Source organism: Flavobacterium succinicans (genome assembly GCF_001662485.1).
Lineage (GTDB): Bacteria > Bacteroidota > Bacteroidia > Flavobacteriales > Flavobacteriaceae > Flavobacterium > Flavobacterium succinicans_A.
The window spans coordinates 193487-207431 of record NZ_JMTM01000017.1 but is presented as its reverse complement, the minus strand read 5'-3'; the positions used below and the strand labels follow the sequence as shown (position 1 = coordinate 207431).

Sequence of the window (13945 nt, the reverse complement as noted above, 5' to 3'; positions counted from 1 at the left end):
TTATAAAAAACAAAAGGCGATTAACTTAGTAAAGTTAGTCGCCTTTTTTAATTCCCTTCAAAATTATCTCTGGTAAATGTTCGTTCAGCCATCGGAATCGAAACAAAATCATGGCGTGATTCCCTCCTGGAACAACTATACAATTAGTAATATATTTGATTGGAAAAACATCGTCTTGATTGCCATGAATATGAATTACTGATGAATCTGCGACAGTTCTTTCCCAAAGAATCACCTGTTCAATGGCCCAATCCAAATAATTAATATCCCGAACCGAAAGAAATTTTTCGTACAACTTCAGTCGGCTTTTAATTTTTTCTCCAAAAGAAAATTTAGCTAAATTCTCGACATTCAAGATCAAACTAGTTGGAATCAACTTGTAAGCTTTGGTAGTTTTGGCAACTTTCATTCGTCTAGGAAATTCTAAATTTGTTTTCACACTTGAAATAATAATTATTCGAAATGGTTTTAAAAAAGCAGCCATTTCTTGCACTAAAATCCCCCCGAAAGACACTCCTATTAAGACAGGATTTTCATGAGTAACTTTTAGAGCCATTCGCTGAGCATACTGATAAAGGGATTCTGAAGGCAAAGGGATTTCCCATTCTAACAATATCATTTCGAATTGTTCTTTACACAAATCAACCCGCTCAAATATAGATGAACTTGCCGCTAAACCAGGCATAAAATAAACAGGGATTTTACTCATCAGATTTTACATTCTAAAATAAGCTAAATGTAGTTTATAAATCTAAAAAAACACACTTTTTGAAATGAAAAAAAAATCCGTGTTATATTACTTATTCCTAAAAAGCAACAAGTACTTCTAACAGCTTTGAATAAATAACAACATAACAGCTATTAATTGATTATCAATTTATTACCTTTACACCAAGTTGTTCTTACACCACAAAAAGAATAATTACCTATTAAACACCTCCCATTTCTTACAAAACAAATTTAACAATGGAAATTAAAGACAATATTTTTGCAAGACAATTTGAAACCATTGTTCCCGAAGGACTCTTAATAGTTGAATATTCTTTTCAAGAGAAAAAGATTTTTTTGACAAAATTCAAAGCGCCAGATTCTTATTCAGACGAAGAAACAATTAACACCTTTTTCAAAACTATTTTAGATACAATTACGGAACGTAACTTAAAAGTGGTTCCAATTCTTCCAAAAATTGTACAATTCTTTAAAAAAAATCCTTCCTATAAAGAACTTTTGCCTCCTGGCATTCGATTATAAAAAAAGCTGCCTCTTATAGACAGCTTTTACTTTTACATCATTGTTCTTAATTCCTACCACCTCGATTACCTCCATTATTTCCAGACGCAGGTCGTGTTGTGGGTCGTGTTGCGGGCCTTGTGGATGGCAGCGTTGCAGGTCTCGTCGATGGTCTCATCGAAGGAGCACTAGGTCTTACCGATGGAGAAACAGGGTTAGTTGAAGGTAATTTATTTGTTGGCCTTGTAGATGGACGATTCATACCATTATTGTTGGGTATATTTGGTCTAACCGAAGGTCTTGTATTTGGCCTGTTTACATTACCAGGCCGTACTGTTGGTGATGCTGGTTTATTGTAGGTTCTTCCATCATAAGTCGCTCTATAATTTCCATTAACCCTATTATTTCTTACCACAACCGAAGTAGTTCTTCGATTCGAATAGTACACTCTGTGTCCTGGATTACGGACAATTACCGTTCTGTGATAATAACGATTGCCATAATAATGCCTGTGATATCCCCAATAATTGTGATAAAAAACAGGACGCCAAGGTCTCCAGTATGTCGGATAATAGCCCCAATACCATGGAGAGCGCCAAGGAACAAATAACGGAGAAAACAAATAGACTACTACAGGCCAAGCACTAACTGTTGTTCCACTATTTGTATTATAATTATTGGTCGTATTGTTGTTAATTATTACAGTCCCTTCCCCTTTATACCCAGGGTTTGGAGTACTCGAAATCTTAGCAACTTCAGTGGGTTCTACAATATAATCTTTACCATATAATTCTTCGTCACCAATAATTTGAACTAATACTTGCCCCTTTTTATCTTTGGTTACCTCAACAACAGCAACATCTTGTTTTTCTGATGAATTAACAGCAACCTGCAAGACAACAAAATAAGCATCTCCTTTTTTCTCACTCACTACTTGAATATAATCAATAGTGCCATCATTATTCAAGTCAAGATTGTTGATTTTGCCTTCTTCATCATTAATTGCCTTCTCAAAATCCTCCAATGTTTTTGATTTCTGAAAAACATCCAATACCGCATACAAATTGAGATTATCTCCTGGCAATCCTAATGCTTGTGGCTCATCATTGGATTGAGCATAGGTTGAGCTACTAAAACAACTCATTACAAAAAGCGTCAAATACATCAATACATTTTTCATGCCTTTAATTTTAACGTTACTATACCTCTAAGATAGACAAATTAGCAAAAGGTTTAATCGCAAATAAAAAATTGACGAACAAATAGTTTATTTTTTGTACTTTTAAAAACAAACATCTATATAATTACTTTTCAATTTATTTAACGATTTCACTATGAAAAGAAGCACCCACCATCCTATTCATTGGTTTACAGTTTTTCTTTTACTATCCACTATTTCAATTTCTTGGGGACAAATAAATATCTCAACAACTTTAGACGAGGCTATAAATAAAGCTTTAGAAAAAAGTCTTTCGCTAAAAAACAAAGACCTTGAAATTGAAAAATTGAATTTACAGGAAAAAGGAATTTGGAATAAATACATTCCAACGGTTGAAGCCAGTGCCATCTATTCTTATTTCGACAACAAACTCACTGTAGATTTACCTGCTACTCAAATACCAATTGTCAATTATCCACTTTTTGACGGAAAGACAGTTTTTAATAATTATGGTAATCTTTTCAACGGGAGCATCATGGCAAAAACAGTCCTTTTTAGCGGAATGCAAATCCCTAATGGGGCCAAAGCTGTTAAGGAAAAAACCAAAGGAACTCAATATTTAAGGGATTCGGAGAAAGACCAAATCATCAAGGAAGTCATCAATACTTTTGACCAATTGTCGCTTTTGAAAGCTATCGACACATTAATCAAAGACAGCAATAATCGCCTTCAAACCGAAGCAAAAAGGGTTCAAAAAGCAATCGAACAAGGACTTGCAGTTCCCTATGACCGCGATAAAATAAAACTCGCCACTTTAGAACTGCAATCCAAAAAAGTTGAACTTGACGGAAAAAGAGCTTTAGTTTATAAAAAAATCACTTATTTAACAGGATATTCAATTTCTGAAATAGATAAAGTTTCCTATCAATTAGAACCTTACTTACTCTTGAATGGTCAATTAAAAACAGAAAACAAACAAGAAATCAAAGCGCTTGAATCGTTCAAAACAGCTTATGAGTTTTTATTAAAAAAAGAAAAAGGCACTTATCTCCCAACGGTTGGAGCTTTTGGAGGCGTTGCCTATTCGAGTTTATTTAATGCCAAAGCCACCACTCCAGTAATCACTGGAATAAACCAAGCCCTATACTTAGGACTCAATGAATTAACCATAAGTAACAATTGGATGATCGGAGCAGCAATTAAATGGGAAATTTTTACTGGTTTTGAAAGGCAGCACAAAATTCATGAAGCCAAAATAAATATTCATCAATTGCAAAATCAAATCGATGACACTAAAGAAAAACTTGAGCTTTTACTTGAAAACAATTGGGTAAATTACTCGGTTTTGAATAAAAAATTAGAAATTGCTAATCAACAAGAAAAAATAGCAAAAAACAATTTGAATCTTGCTTCGAAACAATATACCCAAGGGCTTATCTCAGTATCTGAACGATTAGAAGCTGAAAATGATTGCTTTAAGAGCGAGGTAAACAAAATTAATACTGTAATTGACCAACGTTTGGCTGCAATAGAAACTATAATAGCTACAGGTGATTTCACCAAACAACTCAAAATACAATAAACAAATTAAATTCAAAAATAGCACAAAAGATGAAAAACACACTCATACTATTCCTCACCCTACTATTGAGCTCGAGTTGTAACCAATCTAAAGACAAGGAGCTTCTTCAAGGCAAAGTAGAAAATGAACAAATTGCAATTGTCAGCAAAGTACCCGGAAAAATCATTCATTTATTAGTAAAAGAGGGGGATTTTGTTCAAAAAGGCGACACCCTAGCCATCTTGGATATTCCTGAAGTAGATGCTAAAAAAAGTCAAGCTGAAGGAGCCGTTTTTTCTGCGAAAGCCCAATACAATATGGCCGTAAAAGGAGCCACTGATAATCAAATCAAACAATTAGAAGCTAAACTAATGGCCTTAAAAGAACAATATCAATTTGCTCAAAAATCAATTAAACGCTTGAATAACATGTTAAAGGACTCTTTGATCCCACAACAAACCTATGACGAAACTTTTGCTAAGTATCAAGGAGCATTAGCTCAATACAACGCTGTGCAAGCCGAATTAGCTGATGCCCAAAAAGGCGCTAGAAAAGAACAACAAGAAATGGCTCTAGGACAACAAGAACGAGCTTATGGCGCGTTGCAAGAAGTTGAAACAGCCAACAAAGAGCGATTTGTAATTGCGCCTCAAGACATGACTATCGAAACCATAACTTTGAATCTAGGAGAATTGGCTTTGCCGGGCTACACCCTTTTCAATGGTTCACTCAAAAACAGTACGTATTTTAGATTTACCATTGCAGAAAGCAAGTTAAGCCAAATCAAAAAAGGACAAGAAGTCGAGATAAACATTCCCTACAATAAACAATCCATTAAAGGAAAAGTCACCACTATAAAGCAATTAAGCGCCTATGGAAATATAGCTACGGCCTATCCTGACTATGAAATGCAGGAAAGCTTATTCGAAATCAAAATCACACCTATCGAGATTCAAGACACGAAAAATTTGATTCCTAAAACATCAGCAACTTTATCTTTATAACCATGCAAAACTTTTTTTTCCTATTAAAAAGAGAATTCCAATTGTTTTGGCAAAATAGTGTTTTGCGTATGCTCTTTATTGGTGCACCACTCTTGTATGCTGTATTATTAGGATATGTGTACAGCAAAGGAAAAGTAACCGATTTACCCATACTAGTCATTGACTATGACCAAACCGAGATGAGCGCCAAAGCCATCGAAATGTTTAATGACGATGAAGTCATCAATGTGGCTAAGGTTTTATACGATCAAAATGATGTGGCAAAAATCACTATTGACGAAGAAGCCAATGCTGTTGTAATTATTCCAAAAGGTTTTCAAAAAATGGTGTTTACCAAAAAATATCCAGAAATAACCACTATTGTCAATACGGCCAATATTTTAACAGCCAATTATGCCTCGACCGCTATACAAATTTGTTTGGGGACTTTAAAAGTTGGAGTTCAGATGGAAACCCTAAGAAAACAAGGCGTACCCGAAAAACTAATTCCCTCTCAATATGAACCCTTTAAAACAACTTTCATAAAAAAATACAATCGAAGCACCAACTACATGTATTACTTGTGGCCAGGAGTATTATCGGCCGTACTGCAACAAGTTATACTTTTGGCTTTAGCCTTATCTTTTGCCTCAGAATTTGAGAATGGTACTTTTTACTTCTTAGTTAGTAAGGGTAGTTCCATCATTCAAATGATTGGTATAAAAATCATCCCCTATTTGATAATGAGCTTTGGAGTATGGCTTATCTATTGGTTTTTCACTTTTTACTTCCGAATTCCTTTTTTTAAAAATCTTCCCGAACTCACTTTTGTAGCAGGAATATTTATTCTCTCTGTTTCCTTCATCGGCATATTAGTAAGTATTGTGCTTCCTAATCAACTTAAGGCTACCGAAATTTTAATGGTGATTGCAACTCCAAGTTTTATTTTGAGTGGATTTAGTTGGCCTTTAAGCCAAATGCCCAATTGGGTTCAAGGTGTAGCTAATGTCATCCCACTTACTCATTTTTTAAAGGCTTTTCGAATACTAATTATTGAAGAAGGGACTTTATCACAAGTAAAAAACCCTATTTATAATATGATTGTAATTGGAATAGTTTGTGCAATTCTAGCCTTTATCGCACTTTATTTTAAGAAAAAAGAAGCTTTAAAAATAGGTGATACAAAAAATTAAATTTCAAAAATTAAATTTCAAAAATTAGTTTTCATATTAAAAAAACTACGTCATATTTTGTCGTAGTTTTTTTTTTAAACAAAAGTATCCTAAATGGGAAGTGTTTGACTTTGTAGTAAAAAAAAACATATTGTAAATAGTGATGGTGCTATTTCTGGTTTCGACAACTTTCTTTTTTTCAAAAATGAAGATATTCACTCATATTGATTTTTACTAACCATTTATAAAAATAAAAAAAATCAGTAACATTTTCATTACGTATTAAATCACTTACTAAAAGCTATTTTTTCAAAAAAACCAACACAACTACCTATAAATAAGCAATATATCCTCAAAACTTTAACAGTAAGCACAAAGCAAGCAAGCTTGTTTTTGTTAAATTTGGATAAGTAAGCGAATTAAAACATTTATCATCAACAATTTAAAGACATTAGTATGAATTGGATCGTTAGTACATTAAAGCATTATCCCGAATTAGCCGTCTTTCTGACCTTGGCGTTAGGGTATTTTATTGGTAGATTTAAAATTGGAAGTTTTTCTTTGGGCAGTGTTACAAGTGTTTTACTTGTAGGGGTTTTGGTTGGACAATTGGATATTGTTATTTCTCCCGATGTTAAATCCGTTTTTTTTCTAATGTTTTTATTTGCCGTTGGATACGGAGTCGGACCACAATTTTTTGGAGGGTTAAAAAAAGATGGATTGCCTCAAATGTTGTTTGCTGTAGTTGTTTGTGTTCTTTGCCTGATCTGTCCACTTGTAATTGCCAAATTAATGGGATACGACATGGGCTTATCCGCAGGCATGCTCGCGGGATCCCAAACTATATCGGCTGTTATTGGCGTGGCTTCTGACACTATAAATCAACTGGGGATTCCGAAAGCAGAAAAACTAATGTTAATCAATAAAATTCCCGTTGCCTATGCAGTGACGTATATTTTTGGAACTGCTGGTTCAGCTTGGTTATTATCAAGTATTGGTCCTAAATTATTGGGCGGAAATCTTGTCGAAAAAGCAAAAGAACTTGAGGTACAACTAGGCGGTAGTGCAATTGGTAATGATCCAAGTATAACATCTGCGTACGATAGGGTGATTTACAATGCCTATAAATTAACCGCCCAGTCTTATGCCGTTAATAATACTGTAGCTTTTGTTGAGGAAAAACTTGAAAGCTCAGGGCGCCGTCTTTTTATTCAAAGAGTACGAAAAGGCGATAAAATAATTGATGCAACTCCAGATTTAGTACTACAAGAAAATGATGTTATTGCATTAGGAGGAAGAAGAGAATATATGATGAACTATTCTGAGCATCATGAACAAGAAGTCTTAGATGTTGAGCTTTTAAATTTTCCTTTAGAAGTACTTAAGGTTATGGTTGTTAAAAAAGATGTGGTCAACAAGCGGTTGATAGAATTAAAAAACCAAAAGTTTGCACATGGTGTCGTAATAAGATCAATCCAAAGATCTGGAATCGAGATGCCTGTCCTACCAAATACACTACTTAATAAAGGTGATTTAATTACATTAATTGGTACCGTTAGAGATACAGAGTTGGCGGCCAAACAAATTGGATATCCCGATCGAATAACTAATGCATCTGACATGGTTTTTGTTGGTTTAGGAATTGTTTTGGGTGGGTTATTCGGAGCATTGTCATTAACGATAGGCGGTATTCCTCTTAGTTTTACAACTAGCGGTGGTGTATTAATTGCAGGACTTGTTTTCGGTTGGTTAAGAGGTCAACACCCAACTTTTGGTTTGGTACCAGAACCAGCGTTATGGGTCATGAATAATGTTGGTTTGCATATGTTTATTGCTGTCGTCGGAATTAGTGCTGGTCCAAGCTTTGTTGTAGGTTTTCAAGAGGCTGGATGGGGGTTATTTTTAGCTGGAGCTGCTGCAACAGCTATTCCAATAGTAATTTCTATTTTAATTGGTCGGTATGTATTTAAATTCCATCCCATTATCACACTTGGTTGTGTCGCAGGTTCACGTACAACTACTGCGGCTTTAGGTGCTTTGCAAGATGCTGTACAAAGCAAAACACCCGCTTTAGGATATACAGTTACCTACGCAGTGGGAAACACATTACTAATTATTTGGGGTGTTATCATCATAATCATTATGAGTTAAAAAAATATTGCAATAACTAATTAAACAATAACTATGGGAACGGAAATTTCAAAAATTAAAACATCGAGAGAAGCACAAAAAATACTTTCAACCCTAAGTCCTTTTGAGATTAAAGATGAATTAATTTCTTTAGCAAAGGAGCATACGGCACATTCAACATCAATGATGCTAAATGCAGGACGAGGAAATCCGAACTGGATTGCAACCGTACCAAGAGAGGCTTTCTTCTTATTTGGACAATTCGCGTTGAGTGAGTGCCGCAACACAATGGAACGACAGGGTATTTTGGCTGGAATTGTAGAAGACAAAAATGATCTAGCTTCAAGATTTGACGCATTTTTACAAGCCAATAAAAACACACCTGCCTCAGAGCTCCTTGAAAAAACCTATCAGTACGGGATAAACAAACATGGTTTTGATAAAGATGCTTGCATCAGAGAATGGATTGAAGCATTAATGGGGTTTTCTTACCCAGAACCCGATCGCATGTTACGTCACATAGAACCAATTGTAGAAGATTATCTGGTTCAAGAAATGTGTGGAGGGAGAGAAAATGTAAAAGGGAAGTACGATATTTTTGCAGTTGAGGGTGGAACCGCTGCAATGTGTTACATTTTTGATTCATTTATGCAAAATTATCTAACCAAACGAGGTGATAAAATAGCTTTGCTTACCCCTACATTTACGCCCTATATAGAAATGTCAGATTTGGACCGATATAAATTTGATGTGGTGTACGTTCAAGCAAAAGGAATAGGTTATAATGGTTTTCATAACTGGCAATACCCTACTTCTGAGCTAGACAAACTAAAAGACCCCGCCATTAAAGTTGCTTTTATTGTTAATCCAAGTAATCCGCCTTCATTTGCCATGAGCTCAGAAACGCTGGATTACATTGCTGATATCGTTAAAAACTATAATCCAGAATTAATGATTATCACCGATGATGTGTATGGAACATTTGTCAATAACTTCCGCTCTTTAATGGCGATAATTCCTCACAATACAATCACTGTTTATTCTTTTTCAAAATATTTTGGATGTACCGGATGGCGTTTAGGAACTATTGCTATACATGAAGATAATATCTACGACAAGAAGATTGCCAACTTAAATCCAAAATTTAAGAAGGATCTAAATGAGCGATACTCCACAATGACTCTTCATCCTGAAAAGATTAAATTCATAGATCGACTTGTAGCGGATAGCCGTCAAGTAGCCTTAAATCATACTGCAGGATTGTCGTTACCACAACAATTTCAAATGATGTTGTTTTCTGCTTACAGCTTATTGGATACAGAAAATATTTATAAAAAACTAACCCAAGAAATTGTTCGTGAGCGCTACAATTTGTTATGGGAAGGTTTAGAAGTAACTCCTACTGAAGACCCAAATAACGCAGGTTATTATTCTGAAATTGATGTAATGGTTGCGGCAAAACATTTTTATGGCGATGCATTTGCAACTTGGCTAAAAAATAATTTTGAACCAGTAGATATTCTTTTCCGATTAGCCGAAAAAACATCAATTGTGCTTTTAAATGGAGGCGGTTTTGGTGGCCCACCGTGGAGTATACGAGTTTCACTTGCTAATTTATCCACAGAAAGTTATTTGGTCATAGGAAAAAACATTCGTTTGATTATTGAAGAATATGTTGAAAGTTGGGAAGCATCCCAAAAGAAGTAAAACAAGAACATACAGAATTTAAAAAAATTTTAATTTTTATTGATTGAATTATGAAGAAACTTATCTTAGTAGCATTAGTATCATTTGTAGCTTTACAAATGGAGGCACAAGTTAAAACTACCAAAACCTCTCCAAGAATTATTATTTTGGCAACAGGCGGAACCATAGCTGGCTCAGGAGAATCGGCAACAAAAGCTGCATACACCGCAGGCAAAGTCCCCATAGACGACTTGTTAAATGCTGTGCCAGAAATACACAACTACGGTAAAATTACTGGCGAACAAACGGCTTCCATTGGAAGTCAAGATATGAATATAGCCACTTGGTTAGTTCTATCTAATAGAATCAATCAAATTTTTAAAGAAAACTTGGCTGACGCTATAGTAATTACTCATGGAACGGACACAATGGAATCAACAGCATATTTTTTAAAATTGACCGTAATGTACAATAAGCCCGTAGTTATTGTTGGTGCTATGCGCCCGTCAACTGCAATGAGTCAAGATGGAAATCGTAATTTATTGGATGCTGTAATGGTTGCAGCGGACCCTAAAACTCAAGGAAAAGGAGTAATAGTCGCTATGGATGAGAAGGTGTTTGATGCTAGAGATGTAACCAAAGGAAGTTCTACGAATTTAGAAACTTTTGTCTCTCGTAATTTTGGACCGATTGGTTTGATCTACGATGGAAAAGTTAGTTATTACTATCAGTCCTTAAAAAATCCTACTAAAAAATTTGATGTTACAAAATTAACTTCTTTACCACAAGTAGAAATTGTTTATGGATATGCAGATGCAAGTCCAATTTCGGTATCATGTTTAATGAATTCTAACGTAAAAGGTATTGTTTATGACGGAATGGGTAATGGTAATTTTAACGAACCTGTTGGTAAAGAATTAGCAATAGCAGCAAAAAAGGGAATTCAAGTGGTTCGAACTAATAGAACAGGATCAGGTAGAACAACTTTAGAAAATGAAGTTGACGATAAAACATTAGGTTTTATTGTGGCCGATGATTTAAATGCTCAAAAGGCTAGAATTTTATTAATGCTATCACTTACAGAAACAACGGATAGAAGTAAAATCCAACAAAACTTTTTTGAATATTAATCAAAGGGATTTAAACCTAACAAAAACTAACTTCTCCTCCCCAATTATAAGGGTATTATCAAAGTGGGGTAAGTTTATAAAAAAGGGGGATTAACATATTTAGAGCTAATCCCTCTTTTTTTCATAATAACTAATTTATGTGCTCAAAACACGACCTTAATTTAATAGCAATAAATTAATTAATTAAGACAACATATTTTATTTTAGAAATAACCAATAACTCCGAGCCAAACCCAACCTACAATTAAAAAAATTAGCAACATTACTACTCCGGTTATAAATCCATTTATCCACCAACTTTTTAAATCAACGAAACCGCCTCCAAAAAACACAGGTGCTGGACCATGTCCATAATGAGTTATGGTTCCATAAATTGAACCAATAAAACCAAGCATATAAGCCATTAACAACGGAGGTACTCCTATTGAAATTCCAACACCTAACAAGGCAGCATACATAGCAGCAACATGGGCTGTTGCACTAGCAAACAAATAATGGCTAAAAAAATAAACTACAATAATGATAGGAAACCCTACCTGCCAGCTTAATCCTCCTATTTTTGATTTTACAATAGTTCCAAACCAATCTATAAAACCCAATTCGTTAAGTGAACTAGCCATCATTACTAAAACCGAAAACCAAATAATAGTATCCCATGCGCCTTTCTCAGATTTAATATCCTCCCAAGTTAAAACAGAGGACAACAATAAAATTACTAAACCAATAAAGGCTGTAGTGGTAGCATCTATGGAGAACAAATCGCCCGTCATCCAAAGGGTTAACAAAATCACAAAAGTCGATAACATAAGCCATTCATTTCTACTAATGGCTCCCATTTCTTTTAACTTTTGACTTGCCATTTGTGGCGCATCACCTGTTTTCTTTAACTCTGGTGGATAAATTTTGTAAAGCAAAATAGGAATAATTATAAACGACAATAATCCCGGTACTATTGCAGCCTTTGCCCATGACATCCAAGTTATGTCAATTCCAAAATCATGTGCAAATTTTTGACACATCGGATTACTAGCCGTCCCGGTTAAAAACATTGAAGAAGCAATAAGATTCATATTGTAACTACTTAATGTCAAAAACGAACCTAATTTACGGTGTGTTTCAGGTTTATCTGGATCAGAACCAAAACCTATTGCCATTGATTTCATAATTGGATAAATAATACCGCCACCTCTTGCTGTATTACTTGGTACAGCAGGGGCTAAAACTAAGTCGGCAAATCCTAGCCCATATGCTAATCCTAATGAACTTTTCCCAAAAACTTTAATAAATAAAAAGGCAATTCGATTACCTAATCCCGTTTTAATAAAGCCTCTAGCAATAAAAAAAGAAATTCCTATCAACCAAATAACTTTATCTCCAAACCCTTTTAAGGCTAAACTTATTGATTTTCCTGCTTCACCTGGAGCTAAGACTTGAGAAAAGGCAGTAATTGCAATTGCAATCATGCACATAGTGCCCATAGGAGCAGCTTTTAAAATAATTCCCAAAATCGTAGAAACAAAAATAGCAAACAAATGCCATGCTTCTATCTTTACACCATCTGGAGCAGGAAAAATCCAAATTACTACACCGACAAATAGCGTGATCATCAATTGTATAATTTTTACTTCTTTCATAGCATTTAGTTTAGGTTGTTTTTATAAACGACATTGAAATTGAATGATAAATAATTCATCATCATAAGTTGTAGTGTCTGGAATACTATGTTTATACCGATCGATTTCAAATCCAAATTCAATTCTACCTTTATAAGCTTTTCCAAACTCCAAACTCACCATAGGAGTATAAGTTTGCCTGAGATTAGAATTTACTTTATAATTACTATCAAACGATTCATACCTACATGAAAATTCAATTGAAGTTAGTTTTTTATAATTAATGGAATATCTAATATTAGGTAAAAAATAATACCCTTTCATCTCATAATTTGACAAACTACCTACTCTATTAGTTTCTGGTAATGAAAAATACAAATTATGATTCGTTCCTTTTTTGAATTCAAATTGTCCATCAAAAGAAAATTTATCTGTCAATTTTATATCAAAAGTTGCATCAGCGCCTATAGCATAAACATCCTTTTTAAAAACAGATCCCACTCCACCATTCAAGCCTAAATTCACTTTATACTTTTTAGACAAACCAAAAACCCATCTCGAAGAATATTGTTTACCGCTATCTTTGTCTTTTTCTTGATTTCGTCCATTACCATTTACTACTGAAAATGCATAATGAACAGGTACGTTTTTAATATTAAAATCCCCCATCAAAGACGCCCCTATTTGAAAGCTTGTCCAACCATTTTTACCAAATTCGAAATATTGATTTGAAAAATCAAAAGATTTAATAATATCAGCTGGTTCCGATTCCTCAATGCCAAAATTGGGTCGAAACTGGCCTGCAGTCACTGATAAATACTTATTAAAAGTGTATTTAGCATAAGCATTCTCGAGAACTTTCGACTTGGGGTCTGATTTAAAATCAGCAAAATTTACTAAAAAAGCAACTTCTAGATCATCTGTAACTTTTGTTCCTATACTAAGCCGGACTCTTTTTAGATCAAAGGTGTTTTGTGTAAAATCTCCATTTGAATGATGCAAACCAGTAACATCTACATTATCTGTTAATGCATTCAAATATCTTGCTTGAAACAACCCTTTAAATTGAAATTGTGGATAAAAATTACCCTTATTGGTATTCTGATTAGAATCATTAGCAGATTGAGCATGTAGCACAAAAGGAGCAAAAACTAGAACTACTAATTTTTTAAAAAATAAAAAAACTTTATTCATAAAACTATTCATTTATTTAGGCATGTTTAAACAAAAAAAAACATAATCCATTAACTATCAATAGTAAACATACTAAATTTAAACACA

At 34.2% G+C, this 13945-nt stretch carries 11 protein-coding genes; 7 read left to right on the top strand and 4 right to left on the bottom strand.

Annotated elements, in window-relative coordinates; genetic code table 11:
* Nucleotides 1–34 precede the first annotated feature (34 nt).
* On the bottom strand, nucleotides 35–709 hold the full coding sequence (locus tag FLB_RS03095) for an alpha/beta fold hydrolase (protein WP_064714494.1): 675 nt from the start codon (nucleotides 707–709) through the stop codon (nucleotides 35–37).
* 257 nt (nucleotides 710–966) lie between these two features.
* Here FLB_RS03095 and FLB_RS03090 point away from each other — a divergent pair, with 257 nt between their 5' ends.
* On the top strand, nucleotides 967–1251 hold the full coding sequence (locus FLB_RS03090; RefSeq protein ID WP_064714493.1) for a GNAT family N-acetyltransferase: 285 nt from the start codon (nucleotides 967–969) through the stop codon (nucleotides 1249–1251).
* Nucleotides 1252–1297: 46 nt separating this feature from the next.
* Here the strand turns inward: FLB_RS03090 and FLB_RS03085 are convergent, their stop codons facing one another.
* Nucleotides 1298–2410, bottom strand: a complete 1113-nt coding sequence (locus FLB_RS03085) for a hypothetical protein (protein ID WP_064714492.1) — start codon at nucleotides 2408–2410, stop codon at nucleotides 1298–1300.
* Nucleotides 2411–2564: 154 nt separating this feature from the next.
* Here FLB_RS03085 and FLB_RS03080 point away from each other — a divergent pair, with 154 nt between their 5' ends.
* The 6 genes from FLB_RS03080 to FLB_RS03055 all read left to right on the top strand — a co-directional run bounded on the left by FLB_RS03080 (nucleotide 2565) and on the right by FLB_RS03055 (nucleotide 11051).
* Complete coding sequence (locus tag FLB_RS03080; protein ID WP_064714491.1) at nucleotides 2565–3971, top strand: TolC family protein; 1407 nt, start codon at nucleotides 2565–2567, stop codon at nucleotides 3969–3971.
* Between the two features lie 29 nt (nucleotides 3972–4000).
* On the top strand, nucleotides 4001–4954 hold the full coding sequence (locus tag FLB_RS03075) for an HlyD family secretion protein (RefSeq protein WP_064714490.1): 954 nt from the start codon (nucleotides 4001–4003) through the stop codon (nucleotides 4952–4954).
* A gap of 2 nt (nucleotides 4955–4956) precedes the next feature.
* Complete coding sequence (locus FLB_RS03070; RefSeq protein WP_064714489.1) at nucleotides 4957–6126, top strand: ABC transporter permease; 1170 nt, start codon at nucleotides 4957–4959, stop codon at nucleotides 6124–6126.
* 435 nt (nucleotides 6127–6561) lie between these two features.
* Nucleotides 6562–8256: an aspartate-alanine antiporter gene (aspT, locus tag FLB_RS03065; protein WP_064714488.1), complete on the top strand. Its 1695-nt coding sequence runs from the start codon at nucleotides 6562–6564 to the stop codon at nucleotides 8254–8256.
* 33 nt (nucleotides 8257–8289) lie between these two features.
* A complete protein-coding gene (locus tag FLB_RS03060) occupies nucleotides 8290–9942 on the top strand; it encodes a bifunctional aspartate transaminase/aspartate 4-decarboxylase (RefSeq protein ID WP_064714487.1) in 1653 nt (550 codons plus the stop codon).
* Between the two features lie 50 nt (nucleotides 9943–9992).
* Complete coding sequence (locus FLB_RS03055; RefSeq protein ID WP_064714486.1) at nucleotides 9993–11051, top strand: type II asparaginase; 1059 nt, start codon at nucleotides 9993–9995, stop codon at nucleotides 11049–11051.
* Between the two features lie 203 nt (nucleotides 11052–11254).
* Here the strand turns inward: FLB_RS03055 and FLB_RS03050 are convergent, their stop codons facing one another.
* Nucleotides 11255–12685: an anion permease gene (locus tag FLB_RS03050; protein WP_064714485.1), complete on the bottom strand. Its 1431-nt coding sequence runs from the start codon at nucleotides 12683–12685 to the stop codon at nucleotides 11255–11257.
* 21 nt (nucleotides 12686–12706) lie between these two features.
* On the bottom strand, nucleotides 12707–13858 hold the full coding sequence (locus FLB_RS03045; RefSeq protein ID WP_064714864.1) for a porin: 1152 nt from the start codon (nucleotides 13856–13858) through the stop codon (nucleotides 12707–12709).
* Between the last annotated feature and the right edge of the window lie 87 nt (nucleotides 13859–13945).